The following is a 24532-nucleotide window of genomic DNA, read 5'->3' as shown; positions in this document are numbered from 1 at the left end:
GTTATTAGTTCCCCGATATTTACATTAAGAAATAACTGTTTCGATCTGTGAAACACTTTTGGAGATTTAGTAGCATTTTCATGGTGGATTATTGCCCGCTATAAAACAACAATGGCCTGCCGGCTGAATTTTTAATCATTCAGTTAGCAGTGGCAAATAATAAAGGCACATAACAGAGGGTAATAAAATGAAACGTCGCGTTCTCTCCCTGGTGATCCCTGCATTGCTGGTTGCAGCAGGATCAGCAAACGCAGCTGAAATCTATAATAAAGATGGCAACAAATTAGACCTCTTCGGTAAAGTTGACGGTCTGCACTACTTCTCTGATAACGACAGCTCTGACGGTGACCAATCCTACGTTCGCTTCGGCTTCAAAGGCGAAACCGAAATCAGCGATCAGCTGACCGGTTACGGCCAGTGGGAATATCAGGCCGCGCTGAACAACGCCGAGTCTCAGGGCACTGCCGACAGCTTCACCCGTGTCGGCTTTGCCGGCGTGAAATTTGGGGATGCGGGTTCGTTCGACTATGGTCGTAACTACGGCGTAGCCTACGACATCGGCGCATGGACCGACGTGCTGCCTGAGTTCGGTGGCGATACCTATGGCGCGGATAACTTCATGTATCAGCGCGGTAACGGCATGGCGACCTACCGCAACAATAACTTCTTTGGTCTGGTGGATGGCTGGAACTTTGCTGTCCAGTATCAGGGCAAGAATGGCAACAGCAGCGAATCACCAAATGGCCGCGATGTACTGGGCCAGAACGGCGACGGCTGGGGTCTGAGCACCACCTATGATCTGGGTCAGGGCTTCGGCATTGGTGCAGCGGCTTTCCAGTCTGACCGTACCAACGATCAGAACAGCGCAACGTCAGGTATTCTTGGCCGCGGCGATAAAGCGGAAGTGTACACAGGCGGTCTGAAATATGACGCGAACAACGTCTATCTGGCCGCAATGTACTCACGTTCATTTAACGCAACCCGCTTCGGCAGCAGCGACTCTGAAGCCTATGGCTATGCGGATAAAGCGGATAACTGGGAACTGGTTGCACAGTATCAGTTCGACTTCGGCCTGCGTCCATCCCTGGCCTATGTCACCTCACGCGGCACCGATGTTCAGAACTGGGGCAAACAGAATCTGAAAAAATATATCGATGTTGGCGCGACGTACTACTTCAACAAAAACATGTCTACCTATGTTGATTACCAGATCAACCTGCTGGACGACAACGCGTTCACCGACGCAGCCGGTATCAATACCGACGACGTGGTGGCACTGGGTCTGGTTTACCAGTTCTGAGTTATCAGCGTAAGTTGTCCGGGAGCGCAGTTACCGCTGCGCTCCTGCATCGCCTTCCGGGCTGAGCGCTTCAGCCTTTTGCCACTTCGTGGGTTCCGGTGCTGTCGTTACAGACGACACAACACTGCCAAATCGCGCACCTTCAAATGCGACACCTGCCAGCGTAAAGGCTGAAAAGCTCAGCCAGTGATGCCATGCCGACGGCCACTTCTGTGAATTTTTCATTCTGCACCTCTCAGAGATAAACACTGTTTCAACAGTGCAGAATTCATGCCAGCTTTACCGCTCTCATAGCCACTGACGGCGCGCCCGTTTTGGTACACTTGCCGCGCGCGTCAGAGAGGCATTGCCCCAATCAGGTGCAGCCAGGCCTGTTAATGGCGCGGTCGGGAGGGTGTCATATGACGATGACGACGCTGTTCGACCACTTTATAACTTCCATAAACAAACAGGCCCAGGGCCATAACGAGAATCGCATAAATCATCTGTAGCTCCTTACTTTGAAATAATGTTTATCGCCTGTCGGGAGGCGGGGTCAGGATAGATGACCGGTGAATGTTCTCGTGCTTCAGAAAAATATTCAACGCTATTTAAGCTAATTTACCCGAAGTTTATGCTTTGTAGCAGAGCTTAATAAAGTGTTACATGTGAGGAAAGATGCGTTATCAGATTAATCTGCTGCTTATAGCGATGTCAGCACTGATGTTAGCAGCCTGTGATAAGCCAGCGGCAACTACCGCACAGGTACTGGAAGGAAAAACGATGGGAACCGTCTGGCGTGTGAGCCTGGCGGGTGTGGCGATCGAACGTAAAGCGGAGCTGCAGCAGCGCATTCAACAGCAGCTGGACGCGGACGATGCTGAACTCTCAACCTGGAAAGCCGATTCCGTGCTATCGCGCTTCAACCAGAGCCGGGATCTGTCACCACAGCCGGTGAGTGAAAATATGGCGGATATTGTTACCACCTCTCTGCGAATTGGCCGTAAAACCGGTGGGGCGATGGATATCACTGTCGGGCCACTGGTTAACTTATGGGGTTTTGGCCCGGCCAAACAGCCTGGTCATACGCCGGATGCGGCACAGATCGCTGCTGCCCGGGCGCAGACCGGGTTACAGCATCTGCGGGTGGTGCAGGGTGCAGACGGGCAGTGGCTGCAGAAAGATCTGCCTGACCTTTATGTCGATCTCTCAACCGTGGGCGAGGGCTTCGCAACCGATCATCTGGCGCGGCTGATGGAGCAGCTCGGCATCAACAACTATCTGGTGTCGGTCGGGGGCGCAGTGCTGAGCCGTGGTCTGAATGCGCAGCAGCAGCCGTGGCGGGTAGCGATTCAGAAACCGACCGATCGCGAAAATGCGGTTCAGGCGCGCGTTGATTTGCAGGGACACGGTATCAGCACCTCCGGCAGCTATCGCAACTATTATGAACTGGACGGCAAGCGCATTTCTCATGTGATCGATCCCGTTACCGGGCGGCCCATTGAGCATAAACTGGTTTCCGCCACGGTGATCGCTACCACGGCACTGGAAGCCGACGGCTGGGATACCGGATTGATGGTACTCGGCACTGAAAAAGCCAAAGCGCTGGCGATAAAAGAGCATCTGGCGGTCTATCTGATCAGTAAGCAGGGCGATAAATTTGTCAGCTGGATGTCGCCGCAGTTTGCAGCCTTCCTGATCCCCGACAAATCCGGAGAACCCTGATGTTAGATCTTTTTAGTGAAGAGCAACCCTGGCAGGAGCCGCTGGCTGAAGGTGCCGTGATCCTGCGGCGTCGCGCGCGCGAAGATGCAGAAGCGCTTTATCAGCAGATCATGACCATTGCGGAACAGAACCCGTTTGCCCATCGCATTACGCCCGGCGGTCATCGCATGTCGGTGGCGATGACCAACTGCGGCGATTTTGGCTGGTCGGTGGATTCACGTGGCTACAATTATCAGCAGCAGGACAACCTGAACGGACGTCAATGGCCACCCATGCCGCCCCTGTTTCGTACTCTGGCACAGCAGGCGGCATCAGAGGCAGGGTTCTCTGACTTTAATCCGGATGCCTGCCTGCTTAATCGCTATGAACCGGGCGCGAAGCTGACGCTGCATCAGGATAAAGATGAGAAAGATCTGCGCCAGCCTATCGTTTCGGTGTCGCTGGGCTTGCCTGCGGTTTTCCAGTTTGGCGGCTTCGAGCGCGGTGACACAACTCAGCGTGTGCTGCTGGAACATGGTGATATTGTGGTATGGGGCGGGCCGTCGCGCCTGCGTTACCACGGCATTCTGCCGCTGAAGCCAGGCGTTCATCCGCTGGCCGGTCCATGGCGTTATAACCTGACGTTTCGCCGCGCCTTTTGACCCGTCACGCCGGTCATGGCGTGGTGAGAATAACTATTGCTATCATTTGGCATCCCTTTACACTGCAGGCTGTTTTTAGCTGATGGATTGCCTGCATGACGTTGTTAAGCGTTGTTTTTCGCCAGTTCCGCTGGCCTTTTATCGGGGTGATTGCGCTGACGTTGTTAAGCGCCGTGCTGGGTATCGGCATGATCGCCTTTATCAACCGCGAAATGATTGTTGCCATTAACACCTCCTTTGCGGTATTGCCGCAGTTTCTGTTGCAGCTGGTGGTGCTGATGGCGGTGACGCTGGCCTCGCAGCTGGCGCTGACGATGCTCGGCCATCAGTTTGTCTGGCGACTGCGCGGCGAATTTATTAAGCGTATCCTCGATTCCCGGGTTGAACGCATTGAGCAACTTGGCAGTGCGCAGTTGCTGGCAGGACTGACCAGCGATGTGCGGGCGATTACACTGGCCTTTGTGCGCCTGCCGGAGCTGTTTCAGGGCGTCATCATTACGCTTGGCTCGGCACTTTATCTCGCCTGGCTGTCGCCAAAAATGTTGCTGGTGACCAGTCTCTGGCTGGCTGTCACGCTGGTGGGCGGCTGGATGCTGGTTTCACGCGTCTATCAGCACATGGCAAAGCTGCGTGAAATCGAAGATAACCTCTATCGCGATTACCAGACGGTGATTGAAGGGCGCAAAGAGCTGCAGCTTAACCGCTCCCGTGCACAGCAGGTCTATGACACCGTGTATCAGGAGGATGCCCGCGCCTGGCGTCACCATATTGTACGCGCAGATACATACCATCTCAGTGCGGTTAACTGGTCAAATATCATGACCTTAGGCGCTATCGGCATGGTCTTTTTTATGGCCAACAGCCTGGGCTGGGCTAATACCGCCGTCGCCGCCACCTTTTCCCTGACGCTGTTGTTCTTACGCACGCCGCTGCTCTCGGCGGTGGGTGCGTTACCGACGTTGCTCAGCGCCCAGGTCGCTTTCCGTAAGCTCAACGCCTTTGACCTTGCGCCTTATCAGCCCGGCTTTCACGCGCCATCTGCTGTCTCTGACTGGCAGACACTGGAGCTGCGCGATGTCTCTTTTCACTATGGTGATAATGGCTTCCAGGTTGGACCAATTAACCTGACGCTGCGCCGCGGGGAACTGGTGTTTCTGATTGGCGGCAACGGCAGCGGGAAATCGACGCTGGCGATGCTGCTGACCGGGCTGTATCAGCCGCAGTCCGGCACGCTGCTGCTGGATGGTAAAACGATCACGGCAGACGAGCTGGATGTGTGGCGCAGTCAGTTTTCGGCGGTCTTTACCGACTTACATCTGTTTGACCGGTTAATCGGGCGGGACGGGGTTGCGGCCAATCCGGCGCTGGTGCAGCAGTGGCTGGAGCGGCTGAAGATGCAGGATAAGCTGAAGATTGAAGGCAACAAAGTGCTGAACCTGCGGCTATCTAAAGGGCAGAGTAAGCGACTGGCACTGCTGCTGGCGGTGGCGGAAGAGCGCGATGTGCTGTTACTGGATGAATGGGCGGCAGATCAGGATCCCCATTTTCGCCGCATCTTCTATCGCGAGCTGCTGCCGTGGTTGCAGCAGGCCGGTAAAACGGTGTTTGCCATCAGTCATGACGATCACTACTTCATTCATGCCGATCGGCTGCTGGAGATGCGCGAAGGCCAGTTAACGGAGCTGACCGGAAATGAGCGCGATCTCGCCACGCTCGACTCGGTAAAGCGCACCGACACCGGGCTTTGACGGCAGCTGGCAAAACTTAGCAGAAAAGCGCACTGGCGTGCTGCGCGTCAGACAGGCTACTTTAGCAATCAGCAGAAACGTCGGTTTCTGCCATCCTGAAACGTCTTCTTTCGTCTGTGTTTACCCCGGCTAAATATTCTTGTTTAGCCGGTTTTTTAAAGCCTATGCGAGACCAGGGTGATCACCTGAGTCTCCTGCCACATAAAGTCCGCTTCCAGTAACGTCCCCCTCGCAAAACGCTCACTGAAGTGCTGAGTCAGGCGCAACGTGGCACTTTGCTGCGCGAAATCTACGGACGTCAGTGCCGCATCCAGAAAGTCCATCGGCTGATGCAGTTGTGGCCATAGCGCTTTATATACGCTCTCTTTGAGCGAGAAGAGCAGGGTAGCGGCCGCACTGAAGGAGATGGGCAGTGTCTGCAACAGCTGCTGTTCCTGCTCATTCATCAACAGCGTTGCCGTTTCCTGCGCGGTGGTCTCCGACATGAGCTGCTCGACGTCGACCCCGATAGCACAGGGCTGACGGGTAGCCGCCACCACGACGATACCGGCGCTGTGAGACAGTGACGCCTGAATGCCAGCGGGCCAGCAGGGAGATCGGTCAGGCGCGTTGGTCAGAATGAAATCATCAATGCCCAGTTCTGCCATTACTGACCGGGCAAGCAATCGGCTGGCGAGATATTCCGCACGTCTTTTATTGACCGCCTGCTGCAGTCGGGCGGGCAGCGGAATACGCCATTCGACAGCCAGCGCGTCATGATATTTTTGTGGGTCAAAGTGACTCACTGCCAGCAAAGGATCGCTGTGGTTAAGATGACAGGAAAGGATAAAGCCGCCTGCAACAGGCGGCAGCGGCAGGTCAGGATAGCGCATGCGAAACCATCATCAGAACCTAAAAAGGCATTTAATCAGGCGCGATGGTCCAGGGCAAGCAGTCCGCCGCAATCAGTCGTTGGGAGGAATGGCAAAACCCTTGAGAGAAACAACGAAATGGTGGTGACCCCTGCTGATGCGTGCACCCCGGTCGCACCAGTGGCTCGCCAGACGAAAGAAATCGTCGCTGCCAATGTCATACGCCAGTTCCACTTTGCTAATGCCTGAATGAAGTAACGCTTCTGCATCTTTCAGGCTTTTCGCTTTGATCGCCATAAAAATTATCCGTCAATTTCTGGGAAGTTCAGAGTAGTTATTTTATGTGACATTTTTGTTTCACTTTGATGAAAAAGCGCAGCGGGCGACGACTTTTGTGAAGCGGGTCAGGCTTTTTTGCAAGAGATAACCTGCTGATTTCATGAGGAATGCTAACCCCGTTCGGGATTAATCTGAATGTGAAGCCATGAGACGTCGTAACAGAGAAAGGCCGCGTTAATCGCGGCCCTGTGGGTTACTTTTCGTCTGGCGGAGAAGGTTGCTTATCGCCGGACTCGGGTGCTTCTGTTGGATCGTCTTTTTCGATGAATGTCATGAACTCTCCTCTTGTTACCCACATGCTTTTAAGTATAGGTCGGATTATTGGACGTGCGAGGAAAGTTAAAGTCTGATGACAGAAACGAAAAAAGCAGCCTTTTGGGCTGCTTTTCGGGGAATTTGGTCGGCACGAGAGGATTTGAACCTCCGACCCCGGACACCCCATGACCGTGCGCTACCAGGCTGCGCTACGTGCCGAACACTGGAAGATAAGTCTACTGGTTATCGTCATGAATGCAAGATACCTGCAAACTATTTGCCTGATAATTAATCAGTTAGCGATAAACCGCTTCTCCTCGGTGAGTACCTGCAACAGCAATGCCAGCTCTGGCTTGTGATCTTTCAGCGCGTTGCCCTGGGCATCATAAGCGCGATAGCTGCCGTTGTTGTTAAGTACCAGCGTCACCTGCGGCGTGGTAATAACCAGTTTATTCTCTTCACTGCTGGCGACCCAGTCATGGCGGCGACGCGCTGCAAACAGATCTTCACCCTGCGAGTAATTCACCGGATTGGTGCGCACATGCAGCAGGCGCTGCATCAGCGTTGCCATCACATCCTGGTGATCAGAAAGGCGATCAACAGTCTGCGCGGGGGTATCAGGCCAGTGAATCACTAACGGCACCTGCAATGTCTGGCGGTTTCCGGCACTGTCAGGATTGCCGTCCAGCGCCAGACCACGCTGCGCGGTGATCACCACGACGGTGTTCTTCAGTAAATCACGTGCCTGCAGGCTGTTAAGTACCGCCTGAATCTGTTCATCAACAGCCGGAGCCTGACGCAGATAGCTGCGCTGACGGGCTTTAGCACTGTCGCCGGTCACATCAGGGCCGTTCAGGGCAATCCATGAGAACCAGGGTGCCTGCGAATCCTTCTGTTTCTCCAGCCAGTTCTGCCATTGCGCCACGGTGCTGGCGTTGGACTGACTGTTGGTTGCCGGCAGTGAATAATCGGTCAGTAGTGCCTGTCGATAGAGCGGCGGATTAAAGCCTTCGGAGGAGAACAGGCCAAACTGATAACCCTGGGTACTCAATGCACCCAGCAGAGCAGACGGCGTCCGGGAGGCCAGAATTCCGTTCATATAGCTGGAGGAGATACCGTAGAACAGGCCGAATAAGCCTTTCTCCGGCGTATCACCCGCGCTGTAGTGCTGCGTGAAACGCACGTTCTCGCTGGCAAACTGATTGAGTTGCGGTAGCGCTTTGGCCAGCGTGGCATTGTTCAGACCATCGACAGTCAGCACCAGCAGGTTATTGCGTGTCCCGGCGTCACGGAACGTAATGTCGCTCAGCGGATACTCCACCGCCAGCGCTTCCGGGTCGCCTTGCTGAATCAGCCGGCGTTGATATTCCTGCGCATCCAGCAAGCCGTGACGTTCCAGGAAGCGGCGAGCGGTCATCGGATAGGAGAGGGGCAGATTGGCACGCTGCATGGTAATCGGGCGATAGAAGTTGGCATCAGCCCAGATATACATCAGGTGACTGGCAAAGAAGGCGCTGATAAACAGCGCAGCCACAGGTTTACCAAATGAACGGCGATTGAGGCTGCGGAGCTTCTGCCAGCTCCAGGTCGCAAACAGCATCTCGACCAGGAAAATCAGTGGCACGCTGATAAACATCAGCTGCCAGTCACGCGCCATCTCGCTCTGGTCAGGGTTAATGACCAGCTCCCACACCACCGGATTAAGGTGCAGGTGGAAGCGGCTGAATACCGCACTGTCGACCATCACCAGCGTTAACCCGGCAGTAGCGACCACCGCAGATAACACCCGCATCAGCCGTTGCGACATCACCACAAAGGTCAGCGGGAAGATAATCAGCAGATAGGCGGCAAACACGACAAAACTGAAATGGCCAATCCAGCTGGTATAGGCGTAAATACGCCCCGCCAGCGAAGAAGGCCAGTCGGCGACCAACAGGTAGCGACTGCCTAAAATCAGCGCGAATAAGATATTAAACAGAGCAAACCAGTGCCCCCAACTGATCATCTGGGAGACTTTTTCGCGGTAGCGCTGCCGGTTGGTTACCATATTATGAAGTCAAATCAGCCAATTAATGAGCGTTGTCATCACGCACAGATGCCTGAAGGGCATCGGCGAAAGAGCGTGCCAGAGAACGACGTTGCGCCGGAGCGACATCGCTGTTAATTAAGTTGGTCACCATATTTCCCAGTACCATCAGGGAGAGGTCGGTGGGGGCTTTGTCCTTGTGCAGGATTTGGGCCATTTCCGCGAGGAGTTGTTCCACGCGTTCGTCACTGTAGCGTGATGATTGTGCCATATCGTCGTCTAAGCTCATTTCAAAAGGCGATATATTACCGGAACAGCGCACTTTTTACCGCAATTTTATCGAAAGTACCGCGTTCGCTTTCAGCATGGAGTTGAAAGCCGATGCTGGCGGTGTTTGAATACGCGCCTGTGCTAAAAGGAGAGTCTACCATGAGTCTGGATATCGACCAGATTGCCCTGCATCAGTTAATTAAACGCGATGAAAACCAGCTTGAACTGGCGCTGCGCGATTCGCTGTTGCCTGCCACCAACACGGTTAACGCGATGGTGGAGGAGTTACACCGGGTTTACAGCGCAAAAAGCAAAGCCTATGGCCTGTTCAATGCTGAGAGTGAACTGGCAGAAGCGCTGCGTAATTGTCGTAAGGGCAACGATGATTTTCTCGCTTTTAGCCGTGCCGCGACCGGTCGTCTGCGCGATGAGCTGGCAAAATACCCGTTTGCAGAAGGCGGCGTGGTGCTGTTTATTCACTATCGCTATCTGGCGGTGGAGTACCTGCTGATTGCGGTGCTGAACAGCCAGTCCAGCATGCGCGTCAATGAGCAGCTGGATATCAGCAGCACGCATTATCTTGATATCAATCATGCGGACATCGTCGCGCGTATCGACTTAACCGAATGGGAAACCAACCCGGAATCGACCCGTTACCTGACCTTCCTGCGCGGTCGCGTTGGCCGTAAGGTCGCTGACTTCTTTATGGACTTCCTCGGGGCCGAAGCGGGTTTAGACACCAAGGCGCAGAACCGCGGTCTGTTGCAGGCGGTCGACGACTATTGCAATGAATCGGAACTGGATAAGCAGGAGCGGCAGAATTACCGCCAGCAGGTCTACAGTTACTGCAACGAGCAGTTACAGGCGGGCGAGGAGATTGCGCTGGAAGATCTGTCGAGCGAACTGCCTCCGCTGGGCGAAAAAACCTTCCAGGCCTTTACCCAGGAGCAGGGCTACGAACTGGAAGAGAGCTTCCCGGCGGATCGCAGCACGCTGCGCCAGCTGACAAAGTTTGCCGGGAGCGGCGGAGGACTGACCCTGAATTTCGATGCGATGTTGCTGGGCGAACGCATTTTCTGGGATCCGGCCACGGACACCCTGACGATTAAAGGCACACCGCCTAATCTGCGCGATCAGCTCCAGCGCCGCACCAGCAGCAAATAAAAAAGCCGGGCTTAGCCTGGCTTTCATTTCCTGCCCTCGGCGATAATCTTCACCTGGCAGCGACAAAATAAAAGGGCCGGTTTCTCAACCGGCCCTTCTGTTTTCAACGTAATTCGCGATTAAGCGCGAACGAAGTCGATATGGAACAGTTTTGGCTTGAACGGGTGACGCTGAACAGCCTGAACTTTCACTTTCGTTTCTTTGCCGTCAACGGACAGGGTCAGCACTTCGTCGTAGAAACCTGGCTTAGCTTGCAGGTTCATTACGGAGTCGTGATCCAGATCGATGGCAACAGCCGCTTCAGAACCACCGTAGATGATGGCCGGGAAACGGTTTGCTGTACGCAGGCGGCGGCTCGCACCCTTACCCTGCTCTTTACGTTCTACTGCATTGATAGTGAACATTAATATATCTCTTTATTTAAATCCTGCTACAGGCGACCCAGTAACAGGCAGGTTATTCAATCCCGCTGATGCACATGCAAAAGCGGGCGGCAGTATAGCCGTTATGCCGGGTGGTAGCAAACGATATACCCGCCCGCCGGGTTCCGGATCGGCTGTGTCGTCCATTAACGCAGCTCATTGGCGCGGCGATAACGACCCTGGTAATCGAACATTTTCTCGCGGATTTGCCAGAACTGGCCTTTGGCACGCGCCACGACAAAGTCGGGATGACGCAGCAGGGGCTGCAACGCCAGCACGTCAGCGGCGGTCTGCCAGCCCAGCGGTACGCCGGGCGCGCGCTGATGCGGACGCATAAAGAGCTGTTCAAACGCTTTACGCTGGGCGGGTGTCTGCAGACGAAACCGTTCGCTGACGCTGGTGCCTTCCTCATCAAAATAGGTTGCCTTCAGCCATTCACCTTTGGCGTCGCGGCCCTGTTCCAGCGTCATACCGCCACAGCGCAGCACCAGTGCATCTTTCAGTTTCAGCGCCGCTTTAAGCATATCGTCCGGATCGACCAGAATTTTGTCGCACTGATGACAGCGCCGGGCGGCAATATCATTCTCTGCGCCACAGTCAGGACAGCTTTTAAAGCGGAAGCGGAAGTCACACTGTTCGCGCCCGCCCTCATCATCTTCCAGCACGCCCTGACAGCGTCGGCCAAAATGCTCAATCACCATGCCATCGGCGGTCGCCTTACCCCAGAAGGTATTGGCGAAACCGCAGGCGGGGCAGAAAACCTGAACCGGCTGATTGTCGCTGGCCCCTTTAGGCGCGCCGACTTCGGGCGTAAAGAGATCGTGCGGATTACCGGCATAATCCAGAATCAGACAATCGGTTTTACCGGGCGAGAGCCGCAGCCCGCGTCCGACAATCTGCTGGTAGAGGCTCACCGACTCGGTCGGGCGCAGGATCGCAATCAGATCCACGTGCGGGGCATCAAACCCGGTGGTCAGCACCGCCACGTTCACCAGGAATTTCAACTGCTGCGCTTTAAACGCCAGAATCAGGGCATCACGCTCGCGGGCTGGGGTTTCGGCGGAGACCAGTGCGCTGTTTTCAGGCAGCAGCAGCAGAATTTCCCGCGCATGCTCTATCGTTGAGGCGAAAATCATTACCCCCAGCCGATCTTCAGCGAACTCCACAATCTGACGGATGATATGGGGCGTCACGCGCTGCTGCTGCTTCAGTTCGCGATTCAGATCGGCTTCGCTGAACAGACCGTTAGACTGTGCCGTCAGGCGGCTGAAATCATACTGTACCACCGGCATATCCAGCCGCTCCGGCGGCACCAGGAACTGATGCTTGATCATATAGCGCAGCGGCAGTTCATAGATGCAGTCGCGGAACAGCGACTTTTCGTCGCCCCGCACCATGCCGTGATAGTGGAACTGATAAATCCAGCCTTTACCCAGTCGGAAGGGCGTGGCGGTCAGGCCGAGTAAACGTAGCTGCGGATTGTGCTGGCGCAGATGATTGAAGATCTGCTGATACTGGCTCTCTTTGTCATCGCCGATGCGGTGACACTCGTCGACGATCACCAAAGAAAAGGCGCTGTCAAACTGGTCGAGGTTGCGCGCCACCGACTGTACGCTGCCAAACACCACTTTGCGCTGGCTCTCTTTGCGCTGCAGGCCGGCGGCAAAGATATCCGCCTCCAGCCCGTAGGCCTGATATTTGCTGTGGTTTTGCGCCACCAGTTCTTTGACGTGCGCCAGCACCAGCACCCGGCCACGCGCCAGCCGTGCCAGCTCGGCAATCACCAGACTCTTTCCGGCACCGGTTGGCAGCACAATAACGGCAGGCTCCTGATGGCGACGGAAATGCGCCACGGTGGCATTCACCGCATCCTGTTGATAGGGGCGTAAGGTAAAAGACATGTTGCTCACTTTTATAAAACTGGGGGTAATTATGCCATGAAAGGGCGGTAAACGCGCTGTCAGGCTGGCGCGGATCACGTTATACTTCCCGCACATTTTCAACGGTTAACCAGGCCGTTTCAGATTCCCTCCGCAGTAACAGGCAAAACGAATTCATGCGACTCGACAAATTCATCTCTCAGCAACTGGAAATCAGCCGCGCTATCGCTCATCGCGAGATCCGTGGACAGCGTGTCACCGTCAACGGTGAAGTGGTGCGTGACACCGCGTTTAAACTGCTGCCCGATCACGAAGTCGCCTACGACGGCAACGTGCTGCAGATGCTCACCGGCCCACGCTACTTTATGCTGAACAAACCGCAGGGCTACGTCTGCTCTACCGACGATCCCGATCATCCGACTATTCTCTATTTCATCGAAGAGCCAATGTCATTCAAACTGCACGCGGCAGGGCGTCTTGATATTGACACCACCGGGCTGGTGCTGCTGACAGATGATGGCCAGTGGTCACACCGCATTACCTCGCCTCGTCATCATTGCGAGAAAACCTATCGCGTCACCCTGGAATCGCCGATCGGTGACGATACGGCCGCGCAGTTTATCGCGGGCGTACAGCTGCACAATGAGAAGAGCCTGACGAAACCGGCACAGCTGGAAGTGATTACCCCCACAGACGTGCGGCTGACCCTGAGCGAAGGCCGTTATCACCAGGTGAAACGGATGTTTGCAGCCGTCGGTAACCGGGTCATTGAGCTGCATCGCGAGCGTATCGGTGACATTGCGCTGGACGACGATCTGGAACCGGGCGAATACCGGGCGCTGACGGAAGACGAAATCGCCAGCATCGGTCTGCCAAAAGAGCTGCAGGCAAAATAACCGGGCGGGCCAGGTGGCCCGTACCTGATTCATTCGTGCAGGAGAGTGTGTGCGTAAGGAAAAGAATTCGCCAACAGGATTGGTGGTTATCCTTGGTCTGTTAGCGATGCTGATGCCATTGTCGATCGACATGTATCTGCCTGCGATGCCGCAGATAGCACGGGAATTTGGCGTTTCAGCCGGTAGCGTGCAGATGTCGCTGAACCTCTACATTCTTGGCTTCGCGATCGGCCAGATTATTTATGGGCCACTGGCAGACAGCTATGGACGTAAGCCGGTAATTGCACTCGGCACCCTGATCTTTGCCTGTGCCGCCGCGGCCTGTGCGTTGTCGCAGAGCATCGACCAGCTGATTCTGATGCGCTTCCTGCACGGGCTGTCGGCTGCCGCAGCCAGTGTGGTGATCAATGCTCTGATGCGTGACAGCTACTCGAAAGAGGACTTCTCCCGCATGATGTCCTTTGTCATGCTGATTACCACTATTGCGCCGCTGCTGGCCCCGATCATCGGCGGCTGGCTGCTGGTGCTCTGGAGCTGGCACGCTATCTTCTGGGCGCTCGCGGGTGCGGCACTGGTGACGACCGTGCTGGTCACCACGCAGATCCGTGAAACCCTGAAGCCGGAGCAGCGGCAGCGGTTTCACCTGCGCACCACGCTGGGCAATTTCGTGACGCTGTTTCGCCACAAACGAGCGTTCAGTTATATGCTGGCGAGCGGCTTCTCTTTTGCCGGGCTGTTTACCTTTCTCAATGCCGGCCCCTTTGTTTACATCGAGCTGAATCACGTTTCACCGCAAAACTTTGGCTACTACTTTGGCCTTAACGTGGTGTTTCTGTTTCTTCTGACGCTGGTTAACAGCCGCGCCGTGCGCCGCTTTGGTCCGGTGGCGATGTTCCGGCTGGGCCTGCTGATACAATTCTGCATGGGGATCTGGCTGCTGATTGTCAGCGCCTTCAGCCTCGGCTTCCTGCCGCTGGTGATGGGGATTGCGCTGTTTATCGGTTGCGTGTCGATGGTCTCATCAAATGCGATGGCGGTAATTCTGGATGAGTTTCCGCACATGGCCGGTACGGCTTCATCCCTGGCGGGCACGCTGCGTTTTGGCGTCGGTGCTTTTGTGGGGGCGTTGCTGTCACTGATAAGTTTTAACAGCGCCTGGCCGATGGTCGGCACTATCGCGCTCTGCGCGACAATCTCTCTGCTGCTCTTCTTCTACGCTTCACGTTCCCATACTGCGTCCCGCTAGCCGGGCGCAGGTTTTTTTCTCCGTAACAGCTGGCTCTGTTAGCCGCCTTTCTGGTTATGTTTCTTTATTGTGAAAATCTTTAGCTAAAAAAGTAATCATAATGCGTCTAAAATGATTGTTAACGGCGTGTGAACGCGGTACATATAGCCAGAAGTGCGATGCGAGTCGCAAAAAATACGCGCGGGCAGACGATTAACACGCGTCCGGACTCAGCGGTTGTCGGTCAGCTTTCAGCGTCGGTTGCTGTGTGTTGCGACATAACTCATTCGGGGAGAGTAAACGATGCTGCAACTTTCAATTGTGCATCGCCTGCCGCAGCGTTTCCGCTGGGCCAGCGATCGCCACAGTGCTATTGAGCCTGATGAAGCTCTGGATGAGCAGGAGTTCGTGGCGTTGCGTCTGATCAGCCACGATGGCATTCCGGCGTGGGAGATCCTGCAGCAGCTGAAAGAGGTGCTGGCAGAGATTCAGGTCGACTGTAAAGTGGCCGAATGTGAAGGGCAGCCCTGCCTGTTTATTCAGCGTCGCGACGAAAGCGCCACTAACTGCTGCCTGAAAAATCAGGGCGTGGCGATTGCGGAAACCTTTATCGCGGGTTGAGTTGCGCCGACTGCAGCAGCTCGCGGGTATAAACAGCCGTCGGTGACGCAAACAACGTTTCACACTCTCCCTGTTCCACTACCTCCCCCTGACGCAGCACGATAAGCTGGTGACACAGGGATCGAACCACATCGAGATCGTGACTGATAAACAGATAGCTGAGCTGACGCTGCTGCTGTAAGCGGCGCAATAGTGTCAGAATCTGTTTCTGCACCGTGCGATCCAGCGATGAGGTGGGCTCATCCAGTATCAGCAGCTCCGGCTCCAGAATCAGTGCGCGTGCGATAGCAATCCGCTGTCGCTGACCGCCAGAGAATTCGGCCGGATAACGATGGCGACTTTCGGCTTCCAGTCCCACTTCCTCCATCACCGCAATCACCCGCTGCGCCTGCTGCGCACTGGTCAGTTCGGGTTGATGCACCGCCAGACCTTCAGCAATAATCTGCTGCACCGTCATACGCGGATTGAGAGAAGAATTCGGGTCCTGAAACACCACCTGAATGCGCTGACGCAACGGCAGAAGTTGCCGGCGCGACAGCTGATGCAGCGGCTGGCTGTCAAACCAGACTTCGCCACGTGAGGCAATCAGCCGCAACAGTGCCAGGCCGGTGGTGCTTTTACCCGACCCGGACTCGCCCACCAGACCCAGACTTTCGCCGCGCCGCAGGCTGAAACTCAGCCCGGAAAGCACCTGCTTTTCACCGGTCTGCCGCCGGAACAGTCCGCGCCGCTGCGCAAAACTGACCTGAAGCTGTTCGACACGAAGAATGACCGGCGCGTCTGCGGGTAGCGGCAACGCTTTTCCTTCCGGCTCGGCGGCCAGCAACTGCTGGCTGTAAGGGTGTTGCGGCTGGTTCAGCAGAATCTGACCGCGATTCTGTTCCACGATGTGACCCTGACGCATCACGCTGACGTTGTCCGCCAGCTGACGCACGATATTCAGGTTATGGGTGATAAACAGCATGCCCATATTCAGCTCCCGCTGCAGTTCGCAAAGCAGCGCCAGAATCTGCGCCTGCACCGTCACATCCAGTGCAGTGGTCGGCTCATCGGCAATCAGCAACTGCGGCTCGGTCAGCAGCGCCATGGCGATCATTACCCGCTGGCGTTCCCCGCCGGAAAGCTGGTGGGGGAAATCGTTGAGCCGGGTGACAGGCTGACGGATACCGACCCGATCAAGCACGCTGAGAATCTCACCGCGTGCTGCCGGACGACGCAGCCCGCGATGCAGCGACAGCACTTCATACAGCTGCTTTTCCACGGTGTGCAGCGGATTCAGCGATACCATCGGCTCCTGAAAAATCATTGCGATCTGGTTACCGCGAATCGCACGCAGACGTTGCTCACGGGCGCGCAGCAGATCTTCACCGTTAAACAGAATCTCTCCGCGGGGATAAACCACCGCCGCTTCATGCAGCAGTCGCATTACCGACAGCGCCGTGACGCTTTTGCCGGAACCCGACTCGCCCACCAGCGCCAGCGTTTCGCCCGGGTCGATGTGTAGTGAAACGTCATCCACGACCTGGCGAAGCTGCTCGCCCTGACGAAAGGCGACCGAGAGATGATTGATGGCAAGCAGTGGTGTCGTCATTCAGGCTCCTTTGCCCGGATCAAAGGCGTCGCGCACCGCTTCGCCGATAAAAATCAGCAGCGACAGCAGGATCGCCAGGGTGAAAAAGCCCGCCAGGCCTAACCAGGGTGCCTGCAGGTTATTTTTGCCCTGCAGCAGCAACTCACCCAGCGAGGGCGAACCCAGCGGCAGACCAAAACCGAGAAAGTCGAGGGAGGTGAGCGTGGTGATCGATCCGCACAAAATAAAGGGCAGAAAGGTCAGGGTAGCCACCATCGCGTTAGGCAGCATGTGACGCAGCATAATCCGGCCATCGCTGACGCCCAGCGCCTGTGCTGCGCGGATGTAATCAAAGTTTCGGGTGCGCAAAAACTCAGCCCGGACCACGCTCACCAGGCTCATCCAGCCGAACGCGACGGTGACCAGCAGCAGCCACCAGAAACCGGGCTGAATGACGCTGGAGAGGAGGATCAGCAGAAACAGCGCAGGCATGCCGGACCAGACTTCAATCATCCGCTGCCCAATCAGATCAATTCTGCCGCCGAAATAACCCTGCACCGCGCCAACCACAATTCCGATGACGCTGGACAGGAGCGTCAGCAGTACGCCGAACAGCAGGGAGATGCGTGTGCCATAGAGCAGCCGTGCCAGTACGTCGCCACCGTTGGCGTCCGTACCGAGCCAGTTCTGTGCCGAGGGCGGAGAGGGGAAGGGCACATGGGTGGCAAAATTGATGGTGCTGTCGCTGAAGCGAATCGGTGCCCATAAAGCCCAGCCGTTCTGTGCAATGCGCTGCCGCAGCCAGGGATCCTGATAATCCGCCGCTGTCGCCAGTACGCCGCCATAGTCGGTTTCGCTGTAGTCAAACAGCAGCGGCACCGTCCAGCGCTGCTGATAATGCACCACCAGTGGCTTGTCATTGGCGATCAGTTCGGCACAGAGTGACAGCAGGAAAATGACCAGAAAAATCCACAGCGACCAGTAGCCGCGCCGGTTATGGCGAAAGCGCTGCCAGCGCTGGTGATTCAGTGGAGAGAGCGTCATGAGCGGCTCCCGAAATCGATGCGCGGATCGACCAGCGTATAGGTCAGATCGCTAAGGATATTCATCAGCAAACCGATTAGCGTGAAAATATAGAGCGTGCCAAACATCACCGGATAGTCACGTTGCAGCGTCGCGTCATAACCGAGCAGGCCGAGTCCGTTGAGTGAGAACATCACTTCGATCAGTACTGAACTGGTAAAGAACATGCTGATAAACGTGGCGGGAAAGCTGGCAATCACCAGCAGCATCGCATTGCGAAACACATGGTGATAAAGGATACGGCGCTCCGGCACCCCTTTGGCGCGCGCGGTGACGACATAGAGCTTGCGGATCTCATCCAGAAAGGCGTTTTTCGTCAGCATCGTCAGTGTGGCAAAGCCGCCAATCACCGTTGCCAGTACCGGCAGGGCGATATGCCAGAAGTAATCCAGCACTTTGCCATACCAGGGCAGGGTGTCGTGCTGTGCCGAGGTGAGTCCGCGTAGCGGGAACCAGTCGAGATAGCTGCCACCGGCAAACAGTACGATCAGCATGATGCCGAACAGAAAAGCCGGAATGGAGTAGCCAATGATAATAAACGCGCTGCTCCAGACATCAAAGACACTGCCGTTGCGCACCGCTTTGCGGATCCCCAGCGGGATCGACACCAGATAGATGATCAGGGTGCTCCATAATCCCAGACTGATCGAGACCGGCAGGCTCTCCTTAATCAGCCCGATTACCGAGGCACTGCGAAACAGGCTGTCGCCAAAGTCAAAACGCAGGTAGTTCCACAGCATCTCGCCGTAGCGCTGCCACAGCGGTTTATCGAAGCCGTAACGCTTTTTAATCTCCGCAATCACTTCGGGATCCAACCCGCGCGCGCCACGGTACTGATTATCAGCAGGATTAATATGACTGACGCTGGCGCGTGAACTGGCGCTCTCCGCACCGCTGCCGGGCAGGCCAGTTGTCTGACCAAACTCAATATTTGCCAGCGCCTGATCGACCGGTCCGCCGGGCGCGATTTGCACGATAAAGAAGTTGAGCGTGATGATTGCCCATAAGGTCGGGATAATCAGCAGCAATCTGCGCAGAAAGTATGCGGCCAACGGTCATCTCCTTAGCGTTTGCTGGCCGGCAGGCGTCCGGCTTTGTTTGTGTCGTACCACCAGTTTTCCAGCCCGTTGCTGTAGGCAGGCTTGCGGACAGGGTGAGAAAACTTATCCCAGTACGCCAGCCGCTGTTCAGCGTTGTACCACATCGGGATCATATACGCATTCCACAGCAGTACCCGATCCAGCGCCTGTGCCAGCGGCCGCAGTGCGGCAGGGTCGCCCTGATGCGCCACAATCTGTTTCACAAAGTGATCGACGATAGGATCTTTGACCCGCGCGGTATTCCACGACGAGGTGATGTAGTCGGAATGCCAGAGAATCTGCAGACTGGAGGTGGGGATCGGCATCGCCCCATAAACGGTGGCGATCATGTCATAGTCGCCTTCACGCAGGCGTCGCAGATACTGCGAGCTGTCGATCTGCCGCAGATCAAGCGTAATGCCGAGCCGTGCAAGGTTGTGCTGCAACGGTAACGCCCATTCGGTACTGGTGCCACCGCGCAGCAGCAGTTCGACCGTAAATGGCTGACCGGTTTTATCGTTAACCAGTCGGCGATGTTTAATCTGCCACCCCGCCTGTTTTAGCAGCTCAAACGCGCTTAACAGACTGGCGCGGTCATAGCCGCTGCCATCGGTTTTGTGTGGCAGGTAAGGCTGGCTGAACAGCGCAGGTGGCAGCTGCGCGCGCCAGGGTTCAAGCAGCGCCCGTTGCTGTGCATCCGGCACCCCGTGGGCAGCATACTCTGTATTCTGGAAATAGCTGCTGGCACGCTGCCAGGCACCGTAATAGAGCGCTTTGTTCATCCACTCGAAATCGAACATCAGTGACAACGCCTGGCGTACCCGGCGATCGTGGAACAGCGGTTTTTCATTGTTGAATGCCAGCCAGCGGGTATCGATAGCGGCTTCATTGGGCGTGGTTTCTTTTACGATGCTGCCATTGTCGAAATTGCGACCACGATAATGGGTCGCCCATTTCTTCGCTGATGTCTCTTCACGCCAGTCGTAAGCACCTGCTTTAAAGGCTTCGAACGCCACATTGTCGTCCAGATAGTAGTCATAGCGCATGCGATCAAAATTAAAGCGTCCACGATTCACCGGCAGATCGGCAGCCCAGTAATCTTTTACGCGGCTAAACTCAATAAACTGGCCCAGCTTCCAGCGCGTGATGCGATAAGGCCCGCTCGACAACGGTGGTGCGCTTAACGGCTCGTTGAACTTCTTATCGCGCCAGAACGACTCGGGGATAATCGGAAACGTCAGTAACCCAAGCAGCAGATCTTTATCCGGTTTCTTTGCCTCGATGCGGACCGTGATATCGTCCAGCGCCCTGACGGTCACGCCACGATAGGCGACGCGGAACTGAGGCACCCCTTCGGTCATAAACTTCTGAAAGGTGAACGCTACGTCGCGGGCGGTGACTGGCGTGCCGTCATGGTATCGGGCGTGCGGATTCAGGCGGATCTCAATCCAGGTAAAATCGCTGGCGTAGCGGGCTGATTCAGCAATCAGTGGATAATAACTGCCCGGTTCATCGTCTGAGCTGGTGTAAAGACCGTCATAAAGCGTGCCGGTGTTGATGCCCGGATTGCCGCGTGAGGCGTAGCGGTTGAAGTTGTCGTAAGTGCCCACCACCGCCAGCGTAATGCTGCCGCCTTTCGGCGCGCGGGGATCAGCGTAATCGTAATGGCTGAAGCCGGGCGGATATTTCGCTTCGCCAGCCTGTGTGAAGGCGAACGTTTGCAGGACTGTGGCAGCCAGCAGCGGGGCGCTGAACAGGCCGCACAGCAGCAGAAATCCCAAGCGAAATAACATGTTCTCTCCTGTTGGATGTCCGGCGCGATTAGGGTCACAGCGTCTCAGGCGTTATGACGCCGGAAATAGTCTATCAGCGTTTCCGGTCGCAGCGGACGGCTGTAAATATAACCCTGCAGATGGGTCACACCTCGATGGATCAGCCAGGCGGCCTGTTCACCGGTTTCTACCCCTTCCGCCACACTTTTCAGATTCAGCTTCTTTGCCAGCTGCAGCACGGTGTCCAGCACCGGCGAGGTCAGGGTTTCTGTGCCGATGCTCTGGACAAAGCCGCGATCAATTTTCAGGTAATCAAACGCATAACGTTCCAGATAGATCAGCGCACTGTGGCCGGTGCCAAAATCATCAATGGCAATGTTGATATGCTGCTGATGCAGCCAGTCAAACAGTTCTCCGACGTTTTCGTCGCGTACCATGGCCCGCTCGGTAATCTCGAACACGTAATTAAAATGAGCCGAAGGCATGGTATCAAGCCAGCGCAGTACATCCTGCCGGAAACCGCTGTCAGCCAGATGCAGCGGAGAGATGTTGAGGCTGAGGCAGGCATGACGGGGAATGGTATGACAGAGCTGGTGTGCGTCGCGGGAAACCAGCTGAAACAGATGTCGGGTCAGAGGAATAATCAGGTTCTGCGACTCAGCATACTGAATAAACACATCCGGCGGGATCGGGCCTTCAGTCGGATGGGTCCAGCGCAGTAACGCTTCCATGCCATAAGGCTGACCATCATGGGAGGTGACCAGCGGCTGATATTCAACGTGAAACTCGCCGCGCTTCATGCCCCGAATCAGCTCTTTCCCCGGACGCTGATAAACAGACAACAGCAGCCAGCAGCCGCCGGAAACCAGCAGTGACAGCAGCAGGCTGCACAGCAGGATATTCTGATAATCGCTGAACGCCAGAACAGAACCGAACAATACAAACTGCAGCGGATAGCCTGTCAGCGCCTGCTGGTACAGCGGCGGCGGCAGGTTTTTATTCGCCATCACGCCAGACTGCCAGCTGGTTAAGGCACTCTGCTGCGCCATCAGTGCCATACCGGTAATTTCCGGATGCCCGGAGATCTGTAACTGGTAGAAAGTCAGGCTGATATTCAGCGTCGCGAAGACACCTGACGGCTGGCTGCCAGGATTTTTAATCCACAGACCCAGCGCGGGTTTATTTGGCTGAAGCGGCGTGCCTGACATGAGCTGCAGATCAAAATCGCGTGAGGTATCACTCTGAGGCGAAATCACATTGATCGGCAGACTAAAACTGCCCGTGGCCGAGGAGCAAAAGGCATTGCCATTGTTAACCAGCAGGATGGCGCGCAGGTTACCGGCAAACGCGGCGCGTGAGGTCAGTTCACGATTAATGGTATGACAGGCAGTGTGGGTGAACGGAAGCAGGGGACTGAGGGTACTGTTGAGCAGGCTGGAAAGCGTTTGCTGTAATGCTGTGCGGCTGTTCTCCAGCAGTTGCTGATGCTGTCGTTCGCGCTTCTGCCAGGTCTGGTGAAGTGACAGTGCGGCAAACAGAAGAAAGAATACACCACCGGCCATCGCGCTACTCCATGCGATTCGGCGAGGATAGGTGGCATGGCGTCTTAGCGCCCCCGACAGTGGCATGAGGAACTTCCCCTGATCAAATTATTATTATGTTATTGCACACGACTGCTTCGGTTTAAGCGACCGAGAATATAACGACAGTGTCCGAAATGTCTCGTTATTAATCTGAAATACAATGCTTTTATCTTATAAAGCGGGTGGTGCTAAGAATAAGGCACGAAAAAAAACGCTGCGTAAGCAGCGTTTCATGTTCTCTGGCTGGGAGAAGATCGAAAGTGATAATCAGGTCGGGTTACGACTTAATACACGGCGTCCTTCACGGTAACGCTTCTTCCAGTAATCATCATTGAGACTGGAGATCATGACGCCACTGCTGGTGGAGGCATGAACGAAATTGTCGTTACCCAGATAAATACCTACATGACGACCTGTTGAGCCGGCACGGAACATCACCAGATCGCCAGGACGCAGTTTACTGCGGGTAATCTCTTTACCGGTGTCCTGCTGCTCAGAGGTCGAGCGTGGTAATTCTAAGCCAAACTGATCGCGGAAGGTGCGTTGTACAAAGGCGGAACAATCGATCCCGCGTTTGGTATCGCCACCGAGGCGATAGCGCACACCTTTCCAGACGGCGTATTGTTCCATGATGCGCGACTTAACGTCGACGTTACGCACCATTTCTTCAAACTCATCCTGAGACGCCTGAAGTAAAAAACCATTGTGGTTGTTAACTTCATGATTCTCGTTATTCGCGTTTTGACTGCTATGGGTACTGCTACAAGCTGAGAGGAGTGTGGCCAGCGCCAGTGCGGGCACAATCCGCAATATATATCTCAGTATTGGTTGAGACTTGACCATTATTCGGGTTTTCCTTCGATTTCCTTACGACAAAATTGTCGCCAGCCAGATGACAAAACAGGGAGATTAATAAGCGAAACAGCCTAAGACAAATCCTTAATGACTAAAATGTGTTAATGGACACATTTTAACGGTAAAAAATCCGAATTTTCTGCCGCTGTAGCCTCACTGCGACTGAGGTTAACTGATTACAGACGCCGTGGCGAGTGCTTTTGATCAATTTTATATAGGTTTTTTTGATGTGAAATCAAACCGTAACACACTGACTACAATAGCTACAATTGTGGTGAAATGATGATGAGAACAGGCAGTGAAAGGGGCGTCAATTCAGGGCATAGCCTCGGTTTTTAGCGTTTTCTTTATTGACAGAGGATATCGATGGCTATTTAACCTGCCAGCAGGGTCATAACCTTTTCTTTTCGTGATTTTAATTAGCAGGCTAATAGTGGTGGGCTGTTTTTTATAAGCGCGGACGGTTAAGACCAGGGCGATTAAATCGTCCGCGCTTAACATTTACGTCACGGGCTTATATTTACCCGGTAATTTGCGATAAAACCAGTTAACCAGCACGTCACTGGCCGGCGTTAATAACCACCAGCTCAGCCCCACTAAAATCACTGACATTGAACCGACAGCAATATCGGTAAACCAGTGTGCACCCGCCATGACGCGCGGCAGTGAAAATATCACCACAATAGCGGCCGCAATTAAAAAGCGGTTGAAACCAAAATACCGCCAGATAAAGCAGGCGAAAATAATCAGCATCATACCGTGGTCGCCAGGGAAGCTGTCTTTCGAGGCATCTTTAGCAGGGATACCGGTCAGTTCGCTGACGCGATGCACGTTCTCAAAGAACAGCGTCGGACTAGAGTGCTTCACCGGCAACAGATGACCCAGCTGATTGAGCACTACGGCGGTGAGCAGCATAGTGATACCAATAGCCAGCATCCGCCGCTGCGCCTGTGGCGTTTCACGTCGCCAGATCGACAGATAAAGCAAGCCCATTGCCAGCAATGACACCGCATCAAAACCGCGAAAATTGGTGATAGCAACGATCAGTGCGAACAGCGGATGGCTCACCATCTGATTATTAAAGCCATAGAAAATAGCCTTATCGATGCCGAACCAGAAACCATGTTCTGGCGGCAGGTACCACGAAAGAAAAAGCACTACGCCCAGTGCATTAAGTAGCAGGATAGTAATAAGGCGGGTTGCGCGCATAATCAGAACTCATTTAAAAAATAACCGCCGACAATACCT

General features: G+C 55.0%; 22 protein-coding genes and 1 tRNA gene. 8 read left to right on the top strand and 15 right to left on the bottom strand.

Annotation, left to right across the window (positions count from 1 at the left end):
• The first annotated feature begins 187 nt into the window (after positions 1-187).
• Positions 188-1300: a porin OmpC gene (gene ompC / locus F3I20_RS00810; RefSeq protein WP_150010502.1), complete on the top strand. Its 1113-nt coding sequence runs from the start codon at positions 188-190 to the stop codon at positions 1298-1300.
• Between the two features lie 30 nt (positions 1301-1330).
• Here ompC and F3I20_RS00805 read toward each other — a convergent pair whose 3' ends face one another.
• The gene (locus F3I20_RS00805) at positions 1331-1525 is read right to left on the bottom strand and encodes a hypothetical protein (protein ID WP_150010500.1); all 195 of its coding nucleotides are present in this window, start codon (positions 1523-1525) and stop codon (positions 1331-1333) included.
• A 432-nt stretch (positions 1526-1957) separates the two neighbouring features.
• On the opposite strand from F3I20_RS00805, the gene apbE reads away from it, so the two are divergent.
• From apbE to F3I20_RS00790, 3 genes are all read left to right on the top strand, one after another.
• On the top strand, positions 1958-3004 hold the full coding sequence (gene apbE / locus F3I20_RS00800) for an FAD:protein FMN transferase ApbE (RefSeq protein WP_150010498.1): 1047 nt from the start codon (positions 1958-1960) through the stop codon (positions 3002-3004).
• Positions 3004-3645, top strand: a complete 642-nt coding sequence (gene alkB, locus F3I20_RS00795) for a DNA oxidative demethylase AlkB (RefSeq protein WP_150036989.1) — start codon at positions 3004-3006, stop codon at positions 3643-3645. The genes apbE and alkB overlap by 1 nt, the downstream gene beginning before the upstream one ends.
• A 95-nt stretch (positions 3646-3740) precedes the next feature.
• Positions 3741-5393 carry a multidrug ABC transporter permease/ATP-binding protein gene (locus F3I20_RS00790; RefSeq protein WP_150010496.1) on the top strand — a complete coding sequence of 551 codons (1653 nt, stop codon included), beginning with the start codon at positions 3741-3743 and terminating at the stop codon, positions 5391-5393.
• 155 nt (positions 5394-5548) lie between these two features.
• On the opposite strand, the gene F3I20_RS00785 is transcribed toward F3I20_RS00790, so the two are convergent.
• From F3I20_RS00785 to F3I20_RS00765, 5 genes are all read right to left on the bottom strand, one after another.
• Positions 5549-6265 (bottom strand): 4'-phosphopantetheinyl transferase family protein, encoded by a 717-nt coding sequence (locus tag F3I20_RS00785; protein WP_150010494.1) that lies wholly within the window; start codon positions 6263-6265, stop codon positions 5549-5551.
• Positions 6266-6337: 72 nt separating this feature from the next.
• Positions 6338-6541, bottom strand: a complete 204-nt coding sequence (locus F3I20_RS00780; RefSeq protein WP_150036990.1) for a hypothetical protein — start codon at positions 6539-6541, stop codon at positions 6338-6340.
• Positions 6542-6980: 439 nt separating this feature from the next.
• Positions 6981-7057 (bottom strand) — tRNA-Pro (locus tag F3I20_RS00775).
• A gap of 73 nt (positions 7058-7130) precedes the next feature.
• Positions 7131-8885: an LPS biosynthesis-modulating metalloenzyme YejM gene (yejM, locus tag F3I20_RS00770; protein ID WP_150010492.1), complete on the bottom strand. Its 1755-nt coding sequence runs from the start codon at positions 8883-8885 to the stop codon at positions 7131-7133.
• A gap of 22 nt (positions 8886-8907) precedes the next feature.
• Positions 8908-9135, bottom strand: a complete 228-nt coding sequence (locus F3I20_RS00765; RefSeq protein ID WP_010248348.1) for a YejL family protein — start codon at positions 9133-9135, stop codon at positions 8908-8910.
• A 158-nt stretch (positions 9136-9293) separates the two neighbouring features.
• Between F3I20_RS00765 and yejK the strand changes: the two genes are divergently transcribed.
• Positions 9294-10298, top strand: a complete 1005-nt coding sequence (gene yejK / locus F3I20_RS00760) for a nucleoid-associated protein YejK (protein ID WP_150036991.1) — start codon at positions 9294-9296, stop codon at positions 10296-10298.
• 119 nt (positions 10299-10417) lie between these two features.
• Here yejK and rplY read toward each other — a convergent pair whose 3' ends face one another.
• Positions 10418-10702 (bottom strand): 50S ribosomal protein L25, encoded by a 285-nt coding sequence (gene rplY, locus F3I20_RS00755; protein ID WP_098052785.1) that lies wholly within the window; start codon positions 10700-10702, stop codon positions 10418-10420.
• A gap of 164 nt (positions 10703-10866) precedes the next feature.
• Positions 10867-12621 carry a DNA repair helicase RadD gene (radD, locus tag F3I20_RS00750; RefSeq protein ID WP_150036992.1) on the bottom strand — a complete coding sequence of 585 codons (1755 nt, stop codon included), beginning with the start codon at positions 12619-12621 and terminating at the stop codon, positions 10867-10869.
• A 155-nt stretch (positions 12622-12776) separates the two neighbouring features.
• On the opposite strand from radD, the gene rsuA reads away from it, so the two are divergent.
• From rsuA to F3I20_RS00735, 3 genes are all read left to right on the top strand, one after another.
• On the top strand, positions 12777-13496 hold the full coding sequence (rsuA, locus tag F3I20_RS00745) for a 16S rRNA pseudouridine(516) synthase RsuA (protein WP_150036993.1): 720 nt from the start codon (positions 12777-12779) through the stop codon (positions 13494-13496).
• Between the two features lie 49 nt (positions 13497-13545).
• A complete protein-coding gene (locus F3I20_RS00740) occupies positions 13546-14742 on the top strand; it encodes a Bcr/CflA family multidrug efflux MFS transporter (RefSeq protein ID WP_150036994.1) in 1197 nt (398 codons plus the stop codon).
• Positions 14743-15024: 282 nt separating this feature from the next.
• Positions 15025-15342, top strand: coding sequence for a YejG family protein (locus tag F3I20_RS00735; protein ID WP_150010484.1), 318 nt, complete (start codon positions 15025-15027; stop codon positions 15340-15342).
• Here F3I20_RS00735 and yejF read toward each other — a convergent pair.
• The 7 genes from yejF to F3I20_RS00700 all read right to left on the bottom strand — a co-directional run bounded on the left by yejF (position 15329) and on the right by F3I20_RS00700 (position 24493).
• Entirely contained in the window at positions 15329-16933 is a 1605-nt protein-coding gene (yejF, locus tag F3I20_RS00730; RefSeq protein ID WP_150036995.1) for a microcin C ABC transporter ATP-binding protein YejF, read from the bottom strand. The genes F3I20_RS00735 and yejF overlap by 14 nt on opposite strands.
• Positions 16934-17956, bottom strand: a complete 1023-nt coding sequence (locus tag F3I20_RS00725) for an ABC transporter permease (RefSeq protein WP_150036996.1) — start codon at positions 17954-17956, stop codon at positions 16934-16936.
• On the bottom strand, positions 17953-19047 hold the full coding sequence (locus tag F3I20_RS00720; protein ID WP_150010478.1) for a microcin C ABC transporter permease YejB: 1095 nt from the start codon (positions 19045-19047) through the stop codon (positions 17953-17955). The genes F3I20_RS00725 and F3I20_RS00720 overlap by 4 nt, the downstream gene beginning before the upstream one ends.
• Positions 19048-19058: 11 nt before the next feature.
• On the bottom strand, positions 19059-20867 hold the full coding sequence (locus F3I20_RS00715) for an extracellular solute-binding protein (RefSeq protein WP_150036997.1): 1809 nt from the start codon (positions 20865-20867) through the stop codon (positions 19059-19061).
• 44 nt (positions 20868-20911) lie between these two features.
• Positions 20912-22474 (bottom strand): cyclic di-3',5'-guanosine monophosphate phosphodiesterase PdeN, encoded by a 1563-nt coding sequence (pdeN, locus tag F3I20_RS00710; protein ID WP_190286136.1) that lies wholly within the window; start codon positions 22472-22474, stop codon positions 20912-20914.
• Between the two features lie 222 nt (positions 22475-22696).
• Positions 22697-23272 (bottom strand): bifunctional murein DD-endopeptidase/murein LD-carboxypeptidase, encoded by a 576-nt coding sequence (gene mepS, locus F3I20_RS00705; RefSeq protein ID WP_013358530.1) that lies wholly within the window; start codon positions 23270-23272, stop codon positions 22697-22699.
• Between the two features lie 513 nt (positions 23273-23785).
• Positions 23786-24493 carry a phosphatase PAP2 family protein gene (locus F3I20_RS00700; RefSeq protein WP_150010474.1) on the bottom strand — a complete coding sequence of 236 codons (708 nt, stop codon included), beginning with the start codon at positions 24491-24493 and terminating at the stop codon, positions 23786-23788.
• Between the last annotated feature and the right edge of the window lie 39 nt (positions 24494-24532).

Origin of the sequence: Candidatus Pantoea gossypiicola, assembly GCF_008632075.1 — a bacterium.
GTDB classification, from domain to species: domain Bacteria; phylum Pseudomonadota; class Gammaproteobacteria; order Enterobacterales; family Enterobacteriaceae; genus Pantoea; species Pantoea gossypiicola.
This window is presented reverse-complemented; position numbering and strand designations above follow the sequence as displayed.